The 18,257-nt window shown below is 52.7% G+C and carries 19 protein-coding genes and 1 tRNA gene; 13 read left to right on the forward strand and 7 right to left on the reverse strand.

The window, feature by feature from the left end:
* Positions 1–165: 165 nt before the first annotated feature.
* The 3 genes from fadJ to AC4OVU_RS15465 form a co-directional block, all read right to left on the reverse strand.
* Positions 166–2,313 carry a fatty acid oxidation complex subunit alpha FadJ gene (gene fadJ / locus AC4OVU_RS15455; protein ID WP_023295098.1) on the reverse strand — a complete coding sequence of 716 codons (2,148 nt, stop codon included), beginning with the start codon at positions 2,311–2,313 and terminating at the stop codon, positions 166–168.
* Positions 2,313–3,623 carry an acetyl-CoA C-acyltransferase FadI gene (fadI, locus tag AC4OVU_RS15460; protein ID WP_110292325.1) on the reverse strand — a complete coding sequence of 437 codons (1,311 nt, stop codon included), beginning with the start codon at positions 3,621–3,623 and terminating at the stop codon, positions 2,313–2,315. The genes fadJ and fadI overlap by 1 nt, the downstream gene beginning before the upstream one ends.
* Before the next feature lie 228 nt (positions 3,624–3,851).
* Positions 3,852–4,136, reverse strand: a complete 285-nt coding sequence (locus AC4OVU_RS15465) for a YfcZ/YiiS family protein (RefSeq protein ID WP_017383455.1) — start codon at positions 4,134–4,136, stop codon at positions 3,852–3,854.
* A 372-nt stretch (positions 4,137–4,508) separates the two neighbouring features.
* Here AC4OVU_RS15465 and fadL point away from each other — a divergent pair, with 372 nt between their 5' ends.
* Entirely contained in the window at positions 4,509–5,792 is a 1,284-nt protein-coding gene (fadL, locus tag AC4OVU_RS15470; RefSeq protein WP_110292324.1) for a long-chain fatty acid transporter FadL, read from the forward strand.
* A gap of 44 nt (positions 5,793–5,836) precedes the next feature.
* Here the strand turns inward: fadL and mlaA are convergent, their stop codons facing one another.
* The gene (gene mlaA / locus AC4OVU_RS15475; protein WP_003861365.1) at positions 5,837–6,589 is read right to left on the reverse strand and encodes a phospholipid-binding lipoprotein MlaA; all 753 of its coding nucleotides are present in this window, start codon (positions 6,587–6,589) and stop codon (positions 5,837–5,839) included.
* Between the two features lie 314 nt (positions 6,590–6,903).
* On the opposite strand from mlaA, the gene AC4OVU_RS15480 reads away from it, so the two are divergent.
* The 5 genes from AC4OVU_RS15480 to AC4OVU_RS15500 all read left to right on the forward strand — a co-directional run bounded on the left by AC4OVU_RS15480 (position 6,904) and on the right by AC4OVU_RS15500 (position 10,724).
* On the forward strand, positions 6,904–7,833 hold the full coding sequence (locus AC4OVU_RS15480) for a formate/nitrite transporter family protein (RefSeq protein ID WP_017383457.1): 930 nt from the start codon (positions 6,904–6,906) through the stop codon (positions 7,831–7,833).
* 75 nt (positions 7,834–7,908) lie between these two features.
* Positions 7,909–7,980, forward strand: a tRNA-Arg gene (locus AC4OVU_RS15485).
* A 187-nt stretch (positions 7,981–8,167) separates the two neighbouring features.
* The gene (locus AC4OVU_RS15490; RefSeq protein ID WP_491928741.1) at positions 8,168–9,457 is read left to right on the forward strand and encodes a tyrosine-type recombinase/integrase; all 1,290 of its coding nucleotides are present in this window, start codon (positions 8,168–8,170) and stop codon (positions 9,455–9,457) included.
* The gene (locus AC4OVU_RS15495; RefSeq protein ID WP_275153058.1) at positions 9,457–10,398 is read left to right on the forward strand and encodes a hypothetical protein; all 942 of its coding nucleotides are present in this window, start codon (positions 9,457–9,459) and stop codon (positions 10,396–10,398) included. The genes AC4OVU_RS15490 and AC4OVU_RS15495 overlap by 1 nt, the downstream gene beginning before the upstream one ends.
* Before the next feature lie 113 nt (positions 10,399–10,511).
* A complete protein-coding gene (locus tag AC4OVU_RS15500; RefSeq protein ID WP_000153152.1) occupies positions 10,512–10,724 on the forward strand; it encodes a helix-turn-helix transcriptional regulator in 213 nt (70 codons plus the stop codon).
* Between the two features lie 49 nt (positions 10,725–10,773).
* Here the strand turns inward: AC4OVU_RS15500 and AC4OVU_RS15505 are convergent, their stop codons facing one another.
* Positions 10,774–10,947, reverse strand: coding sequence for a hypothetical protein (locus AC4OVU_RS15505; protein WP_162837907.1), 174 nt, complete (start codon positions 10,945–10,947; stop codon positions 10,774–10,776).
* A 134-nt stretch (positions 10,948–11,081) separates the two neighbouring features.
* On the opposite strand from AC4OVU_RS15505, the gene AC4OVU_RS15510 reads away from it, so the two are divergent.
* The 7 genes from AC4OVU_RS15510 (at position 11,082) to AC4OVU_RS15540 (ending at position 16,409) form a co-directional block, all read left to right on the forward strand.
* Positions 11,082–11,258 (forward strand): host cell division inhibitor Icd-like protein, encoded by a 177-nt coding sequence (locus AC4OVU_RS15510; RefSeq protein ID WP_001118612.1) that lies wholly within the window; start codon positions 11,082–11,084, stop codon positions 11,256–11,258.
* A complete protein-coding gene (locus AC4OVU_RS15515; RefSeq protein ID WP_033560137.1) occupies positions 11,251–11,610 on the forward strand; it encodes a hypothetical protein in 360 nt (119 codons plus the stop codon). The genes AC4OVU_RS15510 and AC4OVU_RS15515 overlap by 8 nt, the downstream gene beginning before the upstream one ends.
* 31 nt (positions 11,611–11,641) lie before the next feature.
* Positions 11,642–11,926 carry a hypothetical protein gene (locus AC4OVU_RS15520; protein ID WP_491928742.1) on the forward strand — a complete coding sequence of 95 codons (285 nt, stop codon included), beginning with the start codon at positions 11,642–11,644 and terminating at the stop codon, positions 11,924–11,926.
* Positions 11,923–12,306, forward strand: a complete 384-nt coding sequence (locus tag AC4OVU_RS15525; RefSeq protein ID WP_491928743.1) for a DUF5375 family protein — start codon at positions 11,923–11,925, stop codon at positions 12,304–12,306. The genes AC4OVU_RS15520 and AC4OVU_RS15525 overlap by 4 nt, the downstream gene beginning before the upstream one ends.
* Entirely contained in the window at positions 12,303–14,975 is a 2,673-nt protein-coding gene (locus tag AC4OVU_RS15530) for a DUF927 domain-containing protein (RefSeq protein ID WP_274412824.1), read from the forward strand. Before AC4OVU_RS15525 ends, AC4OVU_RS15530 begins: the two co-directional genes overlap by 4 nt.
* A gap of 400 nt (positions 14,976–15,375) precedes the next feature.
* On the forward strand, positions 15,376–16,137 hold the full coding sequence (locus tag AC4OVU_RS15535) for a phage polarity suppression protein (protein WP_033560139.1): 762 nt from the start codon (positions 15,376–15,378) through the stop codon (positions 16,135–16,137).
* On the forward strand, positions 16,137–16,409 hold the full coding sequence (locus AC4OVU_RS15540) for an Ogr/Delta-like zinc finger protein (protein ID WP_014071219.1): 273 nt from the start codon (positions 16,137–16,139) through the stop codon (positions 16,407–16,409). Before AC4OVU_RS15535 ends, AC4OVU_RS15540 begins: the two co-directional genes overlap by 1 nt.
* A gap of 355 nt (positions 16,410–16,764) precedes the next feature.
* On the opposite strand, the gene AC4OVU_RS15545 is transcribed toward AC4OVU_RS15540, so the two are convergent.
* Positions 16,765–17,127, reverse strand: coding sequence for a hypothetical protein (locus AC4OVU_RS15545; RefSeq protein ID WP_491928744.1), 363 nt, complete (start codon positions 17,125–17,127; stop codon positions 16,765–16,767).
* Positions 17,128–17,130: 3 nt separating this feature from the next.
* Positions 17,131–18,186 (reverse strand): phage portal protein, encoded by a 1,056-nt coding sequence (locus AC4OVU_RS15550; protein ID WP_033560140.1) that lies wholly within the window; start codon positions 18,184–18,186, stop codon positions 17,131–17,133.
* Positions 18,187–18,257 lie beyond the last annotated feature (71 nt).

Below are 18,257 nucleotides of genomic sequence, written 5' to 3' on the forward strand. Positions count from 1 at the left end.
GCGATTAATGCTCTGAGGTAGAAAACCCGATGGCCGGGCATTGTGCCTGATCCATTCGGTGAATGAAACGCTGTTTTTTACCTCAATGGCGTAAGTATAGTCAATCTCTGTTTACAATTTCGCCAGAACAGGTTCCATCACCTCAGGATTTACCCTTCTTTGACTTCAGTTTACGCAATCAGTTTCCCTTGCGGGCCAGAATGTCTGACCCCGTTCCGCCATCTGCAATAATTCGTCACAAGGTGTAAACCGTGGACCGTATTGCGAGGCCAGACGTTGCAGGATCGCAACCACTTCACCCGCCCCGAGGGTATCCATATACCGGAACGGGCCGCCAAGGAATGGCGGAAAACCGATACCAAACACGGCGCCGATGTCGCCGTCGCGCGCGCTTTTGATCACCTGCTCACCAAAGCAGCGCGCCGCTTCATTGAGCATCATCATCACGCAGCGCTCAGCACACTGAACCGCCGACAGTTTTCCCTGACCCGTGACAGGAATAAGCGCATAAACTGAAGGGTCGACCTGTTTCTTGCTTTTACGCCCTTTCGCGGCGTAAAGATAGAAACCGCGTTCATTTTTTCTGCCTTTGCGATCGTCCTTCAAAATTGCGGAAACAAAGTTTGCAGGCGGCGCAAAACGATCGCCATAAGCCGCTTCCAGCACAGGGATAATTTTAGTCCCCGTATCAATTCCTACCTCATCCAAAAGTTGGATTGGGCCGACGGGGAAGCCAAACTTCACCAGGGCGTCATCGACGTGCTCAATTTTCTCCCCTTCCGTCAGCAACCGCATCGCTTCGTTAATGTACGGCGCCAGAATGCGGTTGACGTAAAAGCCGGCTTTGTCCGCGACCACAATCGGGGTTTTGCCCTGTTTTTTCGCCAGCTTCACCACGGTGGCAATAGTTTGCGGGCTGGTTGTGGCATGTGGAATAACCTCCACCAGCGGCATTTTTTCGACAGGGCTGAAATAGTGCAGCCCTATCACCTGCTCCGGGCGCACGGCTTTCGCCGCGATGTCGCCGATCGGCAAAGACGAGGTGTTTGACGCGAAAATAGTGTGCGGCGCGCAATGCTGTTCAACGTCCGCCACCATCTGCTGCTTAAGGGCGAGATCTTCGAACACGGCTTCAATCACCAGATCGCGGTGTGCAAACCCACTGTAGTCGGTGGCGCCAGTGATCATCGCGAGGGTTTTATCACGCTCACTGGCCTTGATATGGCGGCGTTTCACTTTGCGATCAAGGTTCTGCCAGCTGTACTGCAACGCGTGGTTGATACCCTTTGGGTTGATATCTTTGATACGTACGGGCAATTTGCCTTTGCTGGCGGTGACAAATGCGATGCCGCCGCCCATCAGCCCACCACCCAGAACGCCAACGGCGCGCAGCGGAGCCGGTTCAGCTTCACTGCCCGGATCTTTTTTAACCTCCGTGCTGGCAAAGAAAATGCCGCGCAGCGCCTGCGACTGCGGCGTCATCGCCAGCTCGCCAAAGGCTTTCGCTTCCGCAGCATAACCGCTGCTGCTGCCCTGCGATAAACCGGTTTCAATCACCTTCAGAATGCGCGTCGCTGCCGGATAGTTCCCTTTGGTTTTTTGCTCGGTTTTTTTACCCACCATATTGAACAGCAGCGTGCGCCCCAGCGGCCCGGCGAGGATACGCTCGCGCACCGGCAGAGGGCGTTTCGCCTGACGACCTTTCAGCGCCCGCTCAACAGCGGCTTCAAGCAAGATGGCGTGCGGAACGACCTCATCAACCAGACCCGCCTTTAACGCCTGACGGGCGCGCAGCTGTTTACCGGTTAAAATCATCTCCAGCGCCGTACTGACGCCCACCAGACGCGGCAGGCGCTGCGTGCCCCCTGAACCGGGCAGCAATCCAAGCTGAACCTCCGGCAGTCCGAGTACCGTTTTCGCATCGTCGGTACAAATGCGGCTGTGACAGGCCAGCGCCAGCTCAAGCCCACCGCCCAGGCAGGCCCCGTGGATCGCAGCGACAACGGGTATCGACAGCGCATGGATCTCCGCCATTACCTGCTGCCCCTGACGCGCCAGGTCTTCTGCTTCCTGAGCGCTTTTCGCCCGTGCAATCATGTTGATATCGGCCCCGGCAATAAAGTTATCCGGCTTTGCCGAGATAAATACCAGGCCACGTATCGCTTTGTTTTCGCGGATCTGTCTGAGCATCGCACGCACCTGAACGCCGAACTCGGCCTTCAGGGTGTTCATCTTTTCGTCGGGTACATCAATGGTGATAACAGCCACGTTATCAAGGCGAACAGCCAGATTAAATGCAGATGTCGTTTCCATTATTCAGCCTCCAGAACCATTGCTGCACCCAGGCCGCCCGCCGCACAGGCGGTAACGAGACCAAAACCGCCGCCGCGGCGACGCAGCTCGTGCAAAGTCTGGGTTATCATTCTCGCGCCGGTCGCCGCAAATGGATGGCCGTAGGCGATGGATCCGCCAAGCACGTTAAACTTACTCTGATCCACTTCGCCGGTCGCGTGGGCGCGGCCCAGTACATCGCGCGCGAAGCGCTCGCTTGCCAGCAGCTGAATGTTTGCCAGGGTTTGTGCGGCAAAGGCTTCGTGCATATCGATCAGGGTTAAGTCAGCCAGCGTCAACCCCGCACGCTCCAGCGCCAGCGGCGTGGACCAGGCCGGACCGAGCAGCATGTCCTGCCAGACATCAATGGCGGTAAAGGCGTAGCTACGCAAATAGCCCAGCGGTGTGATGCCAAGCTCTTTCGCCCGGGATTCCGTCATCAGGATCACGGCGGCGGCACCGTCCGTCAGTGGCGTACTGTTGGCCGCCGTAACGGTGCCATGTTTACGATCAAACGCCGGGCGCAGTTTTGCGTAATCCTCCAGCGTCGAGGTGCCACGGATATTGTTATCTTCCACCAGCGGTTCGCGGAAAGGCGGGATGTAAGCCGTCATCACCTCGTCGGCAAGTTTGCCTTCCGACCAGGCCTTCGCAGCGAGCTGATGCGAGCGATGCGCCAGTGCATCCTGCTGTTCGCGGGTAATACCGTAGGTTTTTGCCATCTGCTCGGCAGTGTCGCCCATACGCAGGCCGGTGGAGTATTCAGCAACGGCAGGTGGCACGGGCATGAGGTCGCGCAGACGTAAACGCGAGAAGAGTTTGAGCTTCGCACCGGTGGTCCGGGCTTTGTTGGCATCCACGAGGATGCGGGCCAGCTGTTTGCTCACACCGATGGGCAGCACGGATGAGGAATCCGCGCCGCCGGCGATCCCCGCGCGAATGGTCCCCGCCATCAGGCTTTCCGCCACGTTCGCCACCGCCTGGAAACTGGTGGCGCAGGCGCGGCTGACGCTGTATGCGTCGGTGTGAACATTCATGCCGGTGCCCAGCACGATTTCACGTGCGATATTGGGCGCTTCCGGCATTTGCACCACCTGGCCGAAAACCAGTTGCTCAATAACCTCTGGCGGGATCTCGCTGCGAGCCAGCATCTCCCCCACCACCATTTTTCCCAGATCGACAGCCGGTATACCGTGAAACGCGCTTGCCTGACGCGCAAACGGCGTACGTAACCCGCTGACAATGGCAATGCGGTCACCGTGTCGGGTGATAAGCGGTAATGCCTGACTCATAACACTCCCCTGTAAAAAAATTTTGCGCACACATTAAGTGGTCTGACCTGATAATAGTCTTAACTATTTTTTTACATTGAGCCAATTGGGGAAGCGAAAAATTGCGAGCTAAGGCACAGAGAAGAAAAAGAAAATGCCCCTGCATGGCAGAGGCATTTGTGAGATTTGTTGCCGGGTTGCGGCGTTGCCTTACCCGGCCTACACGATCATAGGCCCGTGCAAAAAGTATTAACGCAGGCCCAGCTGGAAGATCAGCGTTTCTGCTTCGCAGGCGAACACAAAGTCGATATCCAGCCGCACGCCGCCTTCCACTTCCGTGAAGGTGGATTTGATTTCACACGGATCGGATTCGACTTCACGCGCGCGCTGGCTCAGCGCGGCCAGCGTCTCTTCCGCTTCAGCGCGGTTAGGGAATACGCGGCTGTAAGAGGCGGTGCAATCGGTGTTGTCCATAATGGTGCCAACATCCATACAGCAGCAAACCGGGGTTTCATCAGCACTGCATTTACTCATAGCTCAATTTCCTCTGTATTCGCGCAGGGCGCGAGATAAACACGATGCGTCTATTTTACGCCCCCGGACGAGCCCCCTCCAGCCGTTAATGGCGCAAAATCGGATAAGTGAGCAATATCACACTAAAAAATGATCTAAAACAAAATTCCCCTTTTCAGAGGAATCGCACTGGTCACAATTTTGCCAACCAGATCTCGTTTCAAGAAACATATCTGAAAATATTAATAAACAAACTTGCAACATCCCAGCTGGTCAGACCTATACTCTCGCCACTGGTCTGATTTGTAAGTCATACCTCAGACCCTACACTTCGCGCTCCTGTTACGGTATGTAACAATTATTGAATAAAAATAACTCAATGAGGTTATGGTCATGAGCCAGAAAACCCTGTTCAAACAAACTGCTTTAGCAGTTGCAGTGGCAATCGTCTCAACGTCCGCCTGGTCAGCGGGCTTCCAGTTAAACGAATTTTCTTCCTCTGGCCTTGGCCGTGCGTATTCCGGGGAAGGTGCGATTGCCGATGACGCAGGCAACGCGAGTCGTAACCCGGCACTGATCATGATGTTTGATCGCCCTACCTTCTCTGCCGGTGCGGTTTACATCGATCCTGATGTCAATATTTCTGGCAAATCTCAGTTCACCGGCGCAGATCTGAAGGCGGATAACATTGCGCCGACCGCGTGGGTGCCTAACCTGCACTTTGTTGCGCCAATCAATGAACAGTTTGGTTGGGGTGCCTCTGTCACCTCTAACTATGGCCTGGCAACGGAGTTCAATAACAACTATCCGGCCGGTGAATACGGCGGTAAAACCGACCTGACGACCCTGAACCTCAACCTGAGCGGCGCATATCGTCTGAACGATAACTGGAGCTTTGGTCTGGGCTTTGATGCTGTCTACGCCGATGCAAAAATCGAGCGTTACTCCGGGGAGCAAACTGCTGCACTGCCGAAAAACAGCAATAAAATTGCCAGCCTGAAAGGTGATGAATGGGGTTACGGCTGGAACGCCGGTATCCTGTATGAACTGGATAAAAACAACCGCTGGGGTCTGACCTATCGCTCAGAAGTGAAAATTGATTTCGATGGCGATTACAAAAGCGGCATCCTGAGCCCAGTCAACGGTATGGTCCCAGGCGCGGGCACCACCATTCCATGGGGTACCTCGAATCAAACCGTACCGGGCTCACTGTCGCTGCATCTGCCAGAAATGTGGGAAGTGTCAGGTTATAACCGCGTTGCGCCGCAGTGGGCAATTCACTACAGCCTCGCGTATACCAGCTGGAGCCAGTTCGAGGAGCTTAAAGCCACCGGCAGCAACGGCCAGACGCTGTTCTATAAAGACGAAAGCTTCCACGATGCATACCGCATCGCGCTTGGTACGACCTATTATATGGATGACAACTGGACGTTCCGTACCGGCGTGGCATTTGATGACAGCCCGGTACCGGCCGATAAACGTTCTATCTCCATTCCGGATCAGGACCGTTTCTGGGTGAGTGCGGGGGCAACCTACGTGTTCAACGAGAATGCCTCTATCGACGCGGGCGTGTCGTACATGCATGGCCAGAAGGTGACCTTCCAGGAAGGCCCGTACGAGTTTTCCTCTGAAGGTAAAGCCTGGCTGTTTGGTACCAACTTCAACTACGCGTTCTAATCCCAACACGATTAAAAAAGGTGAGCATTGCTCACCTTTTTTATTTATTCCGAATCGATATCTTTTAATTCGTTCTCGATGGCTTTCGCGTTCGGATTATCTTCCGGCTTCAGCTTACCGCCGTTGGCAATAAAGTCATGGTTCTGGAAGTAGGCCTCGCGGACCATGATGTACGGATCGGAAGACTGACGCAGCAGACCATCAGAATCCAGCAGTTGCGCACGCGTTTCAATTCCTTCCACGGTCCATTTACCAATCGACAGCGGCCAGGTGAGCCATGACAGTACAGGATACAGCGTATCCACCATGTCGCCGCCATCATCACGCACGGTAAAGCTGCCGTAGAATGGCAGGTGCACATACGGACCATAACCTACGCCATAGTGACCCAGCGTGCTGCCGAAACGGTGCGGCTGTTCACGCTGTAATTTCGGGTTCGCCATGCCCGCGACATCAATTAAGCCGCCCATACCCAGCAGGGAGTTCAGGAAGAAGCGGGTGAAATGCACCATCCCCTGATACGGGTCGCCCTGGAGGAAGTAGTTCACCATAACCGCTGGCTCTTCCAGGTTACTGGTAAAGTTGCTCAGCCCGTTACGCGCCGGCTGCGGAACATAGTCACGCCATGCCACGGCAACCGGACGAACCAAATATGGATCCAGCACATTATAGTTAAAGCTGTACATTGAACGGTTAAATCCTTCGAGAGGATCGGAGCGTCCCGTTTGCTCGCCAGAGCTGGCGCAGCCCACAAGCATTGTTACGCCCAGCGCAAGCGCCGACAGCCGAAGCTTCATAAATTTCTCCCTGTTCAATATGGCTATCGTTGAATGCCATCTGTGACGGAGCCTGAGATGCTCCGCCTGAAACGTGCAAGTGATTGTAACAGCACGCTTACCGATGTCTACAAGGACAATGACGACCCGCTCGCGTCATCACGCTAATTTCAGCATAGCCTGTCTTTCGGAATTCGTTTCGCTGGCAATTTTATATTGGCTTTGAAAGAGATGTCTCACCTTTATTGCCATTTTCAGCAATTTAAGAGCATCCCCACGGGGAAAGCGCTAAAAGCCGCTACGCTTAAATGAGCAATTACCCCGAAGGAGCTGTTATGAAAGACATTAGCGAAGAGAAAATTGGTGAAAGCAAAGAGGAACATGAGATTGAAAGCGAGGAGAAAGACCGGGGAGAAGAGATAGAAGTCGATGAAGATCGCCTGCCGTCGCGCGCCATGGCTATTCATGAGCATATTCGCCAGGACGGGGAAAAAGAGATGGAGCGCGACGCGATGGCCCTGCTGTGGTCAGCCATTGCAGCCGGTCTGTCGATGGGTGCCTCTCTGCTCGCCAAAGGGATATTTCACGTTCAGCTGGAAGGCGTACCGGGCGGGTTTTTGCTGGAAAATTTAGGCTACACGTTCGGCTTTATTATCGTCATTATGGCGCGACAGCAGCTTTTTACGGAGAATACCGTCACTGCCGTACTGCCCGTCATGCAAAATCCGACCCTCGGTAATTTCGGTTTACTGATGCGCCTGTGGAGCGTCGTGCTGCTGGGGAACCTGATCGGTACGGGCATAGCCGCCTGGGCGTTCGAGTATATGCCAATATTTGATGAACCGACCCGCGACGCATTTGTGAAAATTGGCATGGATGTGATGAAAAACACGCCGGTTGAAATGTTCTCTAATGCCATAATTTCCGGCTGGATCATCGCCACTATGGTCTGGATGTTCCCGTCAGCGGGTAGCGCGAAAATCGTGGTAATTATCCTGATGACCTGGCTTATCGCACTCGCCGATACCACACACATTGTTGTCGGAACTGTTGAAATCCTTTATCTGGTATTTAACGGCACACTCCACTGGAGCGACTTTTTCTGGCCGTTCGCCCTGCCTACCCTCGCAGGCAACATTTGTGGCGGGACCTTTATCTTTGCGCTGCTGAGCCATGCGCAAATCCGTAACGACATGTCCAACAAGCGTAAGGCCGAGCTTAAGGCTCAGGAAAAAAAGGATAAAACTGCCGAAAAATCGGCGTGAACGGTGACTCTTTGACCAGTCAGGCGGCAATGCGCTTAACGAAAAGTGTAAATAACGCTATACTCTTGCCGCTTCGTCCCCTTAGTTAAATGGATATAACGAGCCCCTCCTAAGGGCTAGTTGCAGGTTCGATTCCTGCAGGGGGCAATACCCTTTCATTTCATCACGTTTCAACACACTTCACCTCCTCCCTTAAAGCCAGCAAAATCAGGGCTTGACGCCTTGAACATGGTTTCAGTTCATTTCATGACATTACATGATTCTGATGGTATCGTTGATGGTACTCACGGTTCGATAAGCCGATACCATCAACTGACAACAAAGATCACCCTCCATGGCACTAAATGAGCTATCACCTAAGAAAGTTGAAAATGCTAAACCCAAAGAAACAGACTACAAACTGACGGATGGCGGCAGTCTGTATCTTTTAGTTAAAAAGAACGGGACCAAGGCATGGCGAATGAACTACAGATTTAACGGCAAACAAGCTACGCTGGCTTTGGGCGTTTTCCCAGACGTTTCGCTGGCACTTGCCCGTAAGCGCAGAGATGAAACAAGGCAACTTTTAGCCGACGGTGTTGACCCCAGAGTATCTAAAAAAGCAGCGCCAACAGAATCCACCTCGGCTACATTCCAGACAATCGCTTTAGAGTGGCATAAAGGCTCTATAGGCCATCCCTCATGGAAAGAGATTACCCGCATTAAAATTTTGAGAGAAATGGAAAATCATATTTTCCCATTTATCGGAAATAAACCCATCGACTCATTAAAAACAAGTGATCTGTTGCCATTATTGGTGAGGATGAGTGATCAGGGAATTGGAGCGACAACAGGAAGAGTGAAAACTACTCTTGCAAGTGTTTTCCGGTACGCTATTCAGCGTGGAATTGTTGAATACAACCCTACCCATGATCTAAGAGGAGCAATTGCCAACCCCAAAATAAAGCATCGCCCTGCACTTCCTTTAGAACGATTACCCGAATTAATATCAAAAATTGATAGCTATACAGGGAGGCCGTTAACTAAGTTGGCGGTATTATTTTCCCTTCATACCTTTGTTCGCTCCAGTGAACTGAGACACGCAAGATGGGAGGAAATTAATTTTGAAACTGCGATGTGGACTATTCCTGCTCAAAGAAAAAGAATTGAGGGGGTAAAATATTCAGAACGCGGGGCAAAAATGGGTAGCATTCATTATGTTCCATTATCTAACGAAGCTATTGATGTTCTCGAAGCCATTAAGAAAATAAGTGGTGAGTATGAGCTTATTTTCCCCGGAGATAGTAACCCTTACAAGCCGATGAGTGAGAACACGGTTAATAAGTCATTGAGGATTATGGGGTACGACACGCAGGTGGACATTTGCCTTCATGGATTTAGAGCAATGGCGTGCTCAGCCCTGACAGAATCAGGGTTATGGTCTAGGGATGCAGTGGAACGGCAAATGAGCCATCAAGAACGAAATGAAGTGCGAGCGGCTTATGTTCACCTGGCACAACACATGCAAGAACGCCGGAGAATGATGCAATGGTGGTCACATTATATAAGCAGCAATTGTGAAAGTTATATTGCACCCTATGAAATTAGTGAAAAACCCTTGGCAATGCTTAAGGTGGTAAAATAATGAGCAAACATAACGAAAAAAACATTTGGAAACGTAATGGATTAGCCCCATTAGAATATTGCCCCATATCAAGAGCAGCAAAAATACTTGAATGTGAAACAGATGATATATTCCATTGGTGTTACACAGGAAAAATAAACTTGTGTATCAACTTTCAAATGCTTTATTATTTCTACACCCCTTTTTTAAAATCAGATGGAAATGTATTTGAACAGGTCCAATCATTAAACAGCGAATTAACCACCTCAGAAGACAATAAATCCTATATTTATTCTGACAAATTTAAATCGGGTAGATTTCACATCCCTGACAATTTTCACTTTGTTGAAACTGATGAATATTATTTAGTACAAGCATATTTAAGAGGGATTTGGCCTGTAGATAGAAATATTCTTTCTGCAATAAATACAGGATTCATTGATCCTATTGAACTTTGCTTATTTAGTGAGGAGAACCCTGAATTTAAACCAGATGGAGATAGGTTTCAGCTGATATCTCCAATTTTGATAAACAATCAATTTCCCGGAAAGTTAAAAAATGAAGCAGAATTTGACATAAAATATTTACAATATTTGTCTGATAATGCACCTGATATAAATGATAAAAACTATCAATTGCAAATCACTGGTTACTATATCGAATATATAAATAAACATGCTTTATCCGGCATACACATGCCAGTAATAAGCAAGGATAAAGACGCAAGAACATTAACATCATACCAAACAACTGAAATACCGAAAATCAGGACTACAGCAAAACAATCAACCTACATAGCATCCCTGATGAATGCTCTGGAGGTAACGGAAGAAATGATGAGATTTTCATCTATTACTCAAATAAAAGATCACCTAAGCAGAAAAGCAGGCCCTGAGATGGAATTCCCTGAAATCACTGATGATACTTTAGATGACTGGCTTCAAAGGGCAGGTAAAAGGTAGATAATTTTTGATAATTCTGACGAGTTTTCAAAAACTCCGCGCATTGCTGCACACCTAAAAGTAGCCTGCATCCGTTCGTTTCATTACGTTAAGTAGGATTGCAGGTGATTCATATGACAATCAAAAATTACCCCCTGTCAGGCAATGCCAGAGCTAAACATACTGCTGATTTTCTCAACATCAGTTCAGTGACTCTCTGGCGCTGGACCAAAAATAAACCCGGTTTTCCACAGGCGACCCGATTAACCGAGAGAGTAACAATCTACGATGCACAAGAAATTAGGCAGTGGGTTAAAGCACAATCAGCGGGAATAAAGGGAATATAATGGAAACCTTAACTAAGTTGGGGAGAAAAAATTCTCCCCCATCAATTAATCAATTCTTTGGATCGATGCCACGATTTAGTAGCTCTTTACGCAAAATTCGCTTGATCCAAGATGCAAGAGCTGAATCTCCATCTTTGCGCATTTCTTCTTCAAGTTGTTGGCGGAACTCATCTGTAAGACGCATCTGGAAAGGAGGTGAACGTTTTTCTTTTGGTGTTGACATGGTGATGACCAGACCCTATATTAACCTACATGGTAATTACCATTATAAACATCAAAGCTACAAAAAAACAATGCCCGAACTGTGCTGGAACACAAATCAGGCATCTGACCAAACCGCTATATGAGGCAACGAAGATGGCTAAACAGAAGTGTACCTGGTTATTTGCTGCGATCAACCGCAGTCAACGCAATGCCCGTCCTGTGATGTTAAGGATCACCGCAGATAACGAGCGGTCAGCGCGGCGCAGACTTGCCCCGGACTATGTGCTGAGCTTTGCCGGTCGCATTCCCTGCGGAGGTGAACATGCGTAATTATCCGCAACCCGGCGAACGCTGGCAGCATGAACGTGGCTGGACCGTCACAATCATCCGATTAATTGAAGCGTCTCCCTCCGTGGCGCTGGTTAATCCTGAATTCAGCTGCGAAGTATTGATACGTCATGACAGCGACAACCAGCTTTCTTCCTGTCCTCTGGCATGGTTTAAACAGCGGTATACGCGCCTGTTTGATGCGCCGCTCTTTAAACCTTCACCAGCTCCGGCAGGCGGTAGTGGCTCCGGCCCGCTGACACTGCATCCGTCTGTGGTATTTACCCGCTGGCGGGAGCGCAGCATACGGCGTTCTGCTGAACCTGACGACAGTCACTATTCAAAGTTTCTCTGACAAAATACCGCTGAAAACGGAGTAATCCACGATGAATATTTCAAACGGGCACAACAGTGCTCAGGGCCACACTTTGCCTGAAAAACACAATGCCGGTGCTTTTGCCTATGGATTGTCAGAGGACGGTTTCGGAAAGCTGACCCGCGCAAGAAATGCCTGCGATCTGCTCCAGCTTCTCTTTTCTGAATACCCCTCGCAGGGCGGAACGCTGGATGCAGGATGTGCGCCAGGCATCGCCGCGCTGATGGAGTACCTGCGGGCAGATTTGACGGATATTGCGCACAGTTGCGAACTGATTGAAGGAGGCACCCAATGAACCAGCCGCAGGTTTCTATTTTTCCGGCAGAAATGACCACTGCGCTTTACCGGCGGGCTATTGCATCGGCCTGGCGCCAGAAAGCGCTGACCGAAACCGGCAGCGATCAGTACGGTCCGCACAGCCTGACGGTTGAGCGCATTGAAATGGCCATTGCGCTGCATATCGAATGCGCACTGATTAACGAGTACGGCGAAGCACAGGGAGCCGCTGCTGCGCTGGCACTGCTGACTGACATGCTGGAGCCGTCACTGCTGACCGCGCCGCCGGTACTGACCGTGCGCGGCTGTGAAGTGATGGCGGAGCTGTACCGCACGCTTCCGGCGGCCTTTGATGACTTCTGCAGCACGGGTGTGGCGCTGTATCAGGGGGAAGTATGACAACACAGAAAGTTTCACAGATTGCAGAGGCTGCGCAGGGAAAATGGCCCGTCATTCTGCAGATGCTGCGTATTGATGTACCTGAAAACGGCAGGCACGGTCCCTGCCCAAAATGTGGGGGCAAAGACCGCTTCCGCCTCGATGACCTTGACGGGCGCGGGACGTGGATTTGCAGCCAGTGCGGCAATGGTGACGGTCTGGATCTGGTTAAGCTCATGACCGGTTACGGCGTCAAAAAGGCCGCTCAGAAGGTGGCGCAGGTGCTTAATGTGCCGGATGTGCAGGAGCTGCCGGTTAAGCCCGCCAGGCAAAAAGCCCCTAAACGCGATATGAGCCTTATCGTGGCGGCGCTGATGAAAGAGAGCCACACGGGAGAAAGCCCCTATCTGACCGGGAAAGGGTTTGCCGGATACCCGGCCTCCCTGACCGGGAGCGTGCAGCATATCAGCGGCAAGGATTTTCCTGCCGGTTCCCTGCTGTTACCGCTCACAACCAATGCCGGAGCCGTGACCGGTGCGCAGCTTATCGCCCCGACGGGTGAAAAAAGCATACTGCCCGGCAGCACGATGAAAGGCGCGTTTGTGGCGCTCAGCCCGTTACCGCCTGAACCGCCGGTACAGGTGGTGATTACCGAAGGTTACGCCACGGCGCTGACGGTAAGCCAGCTCACCGCCGGATGCGTAGTGGCTGCCATATCTGCGGGCAACCTGCCCAACGTGGCGCAGTCGCTGCGGGCACGCTGGCCTGAGGTAAAAATTATCATCGCCGGTGATAACGATTTTCAGGACGGGGGCGAAAACCCCGGCAGATCCTTTGCTGAACGGGCTGCAAAAGCCGTTGGCGGCTGGATGACGCTGCCACCGGGAGAGATTAAGGCTGACTGGAATGATTTCCATCGGGAGCACGGTATTACCCGCGCCCGTGAAGCCTTTCGTAACGGTCTGGTGCTGTGTGGGGAAGGCCGCACGCAGCTGCCGCACGGATTCCGTCTTACCCAGGAATATCTCTGGTATGAAAAACAGGTACAGCGCAACGGTGAGACGGAGATCCAGAACGTCAAAATATGCAACCCGCTGCGCGTGACGGCAATCACCTGCGATGCTGATGGCGGTAACTTTGGGCGACTGCTGGAGTGGGAAGATACGTGGGGAGAGCGCCGCCGCTGGGCGATGCCAATGGAAATGCTGAGCGGCAGCGGTGAGGAACTGCGCCGGGTACTGCTGGTTAACGGGCTGTCCTATATCAGCACCACCGGCGAGGCCCGCGCCCGCCTGATGGAATATATCTCGCTGTGTAAACCAGAACGCCGCGTGACCTGCGTCAGCCGCACCGGCTGGCATGGTCAGGTTTACGTTCTGCAGGATGAGGTCAGCGGTGAAGGTGCAGAGGGGGTCATTCTCCAGACCTCTTCCGTGCAGGGGCGCGATTTCCGCGTGTCGGGCACAACGGAGGAATGGCGGGAGCACGTATCCCGCTACTGCACCGGCAACTCCCGCGTGGCGTTTGCCGTCAGTCTGGCCTTTGCTGCCCCCCTGTTACGGCTGGTTGGTATGGATGGCGGCGGCTACCACCTCAAAGGGGAATCGACGGACGGTAAGACCACCACCATGAAAGCGGCAACCTCCGTCTGCGGCGGGCCTGACTACTGGCAGACGTGGCGGGCAACCGGCAATGCACTGGAGGGATGCGCCAGCCGCCGCAACGATGCCGCCATGATGCTCGACGAGATCCGGGAGGTGGACGGACGCGAGGCGGGCAATATTGCCTACATGCTGGCAAACGGTCAGGGCAAGGGCCGGGCCGGTACGGACGGTGAGCTGCGCACCCGTAAGCAGTGGCGGCTGCTGTTCTTTTCAACCGGCGAGCTGTCACTGACCGAACATGCGGCAAAAGCCGGGGAGCGTACCTTTGCCGGGATGGAAGTCAGGATGATCCAGATCCCCAGCGATTCCGGGAAGTTTGGCGTATTTGAGGAGCTGCACGGCTTCGACAGCGGCAAGGCTCTGGCGGAGCATCTGGAGTGGGCCACGTCCAGTTACTACGGTTCGCCGTTCCGGGAGTGGCTGAAAGCCCTGACCGCTGATCTTAACGGGCTGACGGCACAGGCAAAGTCACTGATGAAGGAATATACCGCCGCCCTGACCCCGAAAGATGCGGGCAATCAGGTGGGCCGGGCTGTGAACCGCTTTGCACTGGTGGCGATGGCGGGCGAGCTGGCAACCCGTCTGGGTATCACCGGCTGGCCTGAGGGGGAAGCGCTGCGGGCAACCCGCGTCTGCCTGAACGCATGGCTGAAAGATCGCGGGCACACCGCCAATCAGGAAGATATTGCCGCACTGGAGCAGGTACGCAGTTTCTTTACCGCGAATCAGTACAGCCGCTTTGCTGACTGGCACGACGAGCGCAACCGCCCCGGCAATATGGTGGGCTGGCGCAGGGTGGAGAAAGGCAGTACCGCGCAGGGCACGGAAGCTGTCACCACGTTCTACGTCATGCCGTCCGGCTGGAAAGAAATCTGCCGGGGATTTGACCCGCGCAAGGTGGCGCGTCTGTGCGCGGATCGTGGATATCTGCTGCCCTCCACCGATGGCAAGCTGCAGACAAACATTCGCCCGCCAGAGATGAATCCCCGCAGGCTCTATGTCTTCAACAGCGAGGTGCCGGGTTAAGGCTTTGCGTGAGTCTTATTTATTAAGGGTAACAGGTGAAACAGGTGGAACACCCGTGTTTTACAAGGGCTGAACCTGTTCCACCTTCTGAAATAGTGAGGTGGAACAGGTGGAACGTCAGCCAACCCGCTGTTCCACCTTGTTACCCGCGATGTTCCACCTGTGCTGTACCTATAAATGCTTTATAAAACAAGTCTGTAACACCTGTTCCACCTGTTCCACCGCATCGGGGACATAAAGCAGGCTGAAACAGAGGCGTTTTTATCTGGCTGGCTGTCATAGCCGCGTCTGAATAGCAGCAGAGGCCCGTTGTGCCAGCCACCACACACTGAGCACCGGTAGTGTGCTTGTGTCAGCCACGACACAATTGACGTAACGAACCAACCCGACAGGAGAAGTCATGAACAACACCGCAGAGAATAACAACCTTTCCACTTTTCCGGCTGTCACGCAGCGGGCACTTGAAACCCTGAATACAGCCAGAAACGCATGGCTTGAAGCTCGTCGTCAGCAGAAAGCGGCAGCGGATAATATTGCGACAATCCGCCAGCGCCGCGCTGAAATGGAAGCCACGACGAATGCGCTGAATGAGGAGTGGCGCACGCTGTTTCGTGAAAGTCAGGGCGTAGTCTCAAAGGAAATGAAAAAACTGCGCACGGAAATTGCGCTGGGGCGAGAAACGCTTGAGGATTTTGATGAGCTGCTGGCAGCTCAGGAATGCGAAAATGCACTTTTACCGCAGGAGACTGCGGAATTAGCCGGAAAGTATATCCACGCGCACGATACCCTTGTGGGGATTCGCGCAAAACAAATCTGGGAAGATTTTATGCAGTCGCATGGTAAGGCGCTAATCCAGACACTGAGCCTGCTCAAATCCACTATGGGTCGGGAAGCCAGTGCCGTTGTGGGTGTGGTGAATTCAGTTAATGACCCGAACACAGTACTGAAAGACTTTATTCACAAACATATTACCAAACCGGCTCTTACTAACGATGCGATGCCGGAACAGGATCCGGTGTTTAAACTGGCGGGCGTTGCGCCGGATTATGCGGCTCGTGTCGATTTAAGCAAAAGCCCGTCACCGGCGGCCCTTCACAAAATGAAGATCCGTCAGGAACGTGAAGAGCTGCAGAAACGTAACCGTGATATGGAGGGTATCTGATGGCGCTGAAATGCCCGGAATGCGGCACGGTTGCACATGCCAGAACCACCGCCTATGAAGCACCGTCGGTTAAACGCTCATGGTATCAGTGCCAGAATCTGGAATGTTCCTGCACGTTTACCGCACTGGAAAGCGTGGATACGATAATTATGAAGCCCCGGCGCAATGAACAGGAATCAGATAAACCGGAACAGTCTGAAAAGCAAAAGAAAACGCTTAATCGCTATGGCTCCGCGTCAAAGCTGTCAAGCCGTCAGCAAATCCCTGTCTGATTAGCAAAAAACGCCAACAGAATCCCGGTCCAGTACCGGGATTTTTTACGCCTTTTCCCTGGCTGGCCTGAGAGCGCATGAGTGCATGTCTATGGCGCATGAAAACGCATGAGTTCCATGCACCATTTTTGACGCGAAAGCCCTTGTGTGGCGGCTCCTGAGACGATTTTCGGGGTGCATGAAAACCATTCTGTTAAGCGAAGCGGGCAGGCGGGCGGGGCAGCGCGCGCAGAGGGGGGAAATGGCAACCTGAGCGGCGCATGTGTCGGGGCATGGTTCATGCCATAAATAAAACGAACGCCCCGCAGAATGCTGCTGAGGCGCTCAGGTTATGGTTAACGGAATGCCTGCCGGCTCAGCAGTTGGTGAAATCTCCTGAATGGTGGTGGAACTGCGATGTGCCGTTGCAACCGGCGCATACTGAACCGGTATTACGGATAACACGTATCGCTCTGTCATCCCATAATTCCACCATGCCGCTGTCTTTAACGTTCGTCACCATCAGGTCCGGCAGTTCATTGGCTTTCAACCAGGCTTTAACTTGCTTCACTCCGGCACGCGAACCCGCCCGGACGGTAAAAATTCGTACTTCAATATCATCCTTGTGCCATTTGCGGACCCTTTCCACCATGCCGGGAATGGCATCACCTATTAGCGCCCCGCTCTCTGGCGGGTACACCGCCAGCGTGCCATCCAGATCAACGCCGATCCATCCCATACATTACCCCCTGTTGCTATCAGCACTTTCATCAAGTTGTAAAGAATAAGGCTCGAAGCAGATCACTTCTTCGCCCAGCCAGTTATTCAGCTCCTGCAGTCGCTTCTGCAGCGGCATCAGTTCGTTGCGGACAAAAACACGGCTGGCCTTTTCCACATCGCCAAAGCCGCCGGTGTTGCTGGGGATGATACCCATCATCTGCGGCGGCACGCGGTGCGCTGCCATCATGTCATCACGGCTCACGTTCTTGATGTTCAGAAACTCATCTTTCGCCGCCACCTCTGACAGCGGGATGATCTGGATGCCGTCCTTTTTGCCATTGGGTGAGTACATAAACAGATTGCGGAAATTGCCCGGCCCTTTGGCGCTTTTCATTGCCTTGCGGATGTTGTTCACATCCTCCTGATTCTGCGCCGCGTCGGTCATGTACATGATGAAGCCCGCATGGCTGCCGTTGATGTAATACTTCCGGCGGAACAGCGTTGCGGACTCGTTGAGCAGGGTTGACGGAATGGCGGAGAGGTAGCCGGGCAGCCCGTAAATTTCCTGGTTAATATCCGGTTCCATCAGGTGAAAAATATTGCCTCTGGTGAACTCATAAGGCTGCGTTGTCAGGCCATAGTTAACAAACCAGTAGGATTCCAGGTCAACGCCGCGCCGGGTGTATTTCGCCAGCGCTGGCTCCAGTGTGAGGACGCCGCCCAGCCGGTTAGTACGCTTTTCCAGATAGGCATTACCAAACACCAGATAATCCTGAACGAAACGGGCAAAAGACTGCTGACTGAGCAGGCGGTGTGGGATGTAGGTACTGCTGAGAATGTCACGCTTAACGGCAATTGGTGAACTGTGATGTACGGCTGCTCGGTAGGTACGTGCCAGCCCTGCAAAACTCACCGGCGGCTCATACCAGCGATCCATCTGCACGCATTCCACATAGTCCAGCAGTTCGCGCCGGTCCAGTACGGGAATGGGATCGCCAAAGGTGAAGCATTCTGCAGAGGACTGCGGTTCTGTCGCAGCAGTGACCTCTGGTACGGAAATTATGTCCGGGGTATCCATATTTTTCTCGCTGTGAGCAATTCTTGAGGGATCAGGTGTGTCATGAACAGCACAACGATATTTGCTTGACG

This window comes from Enterobacter sp. 6722112, from assembly GCF_058661685.1.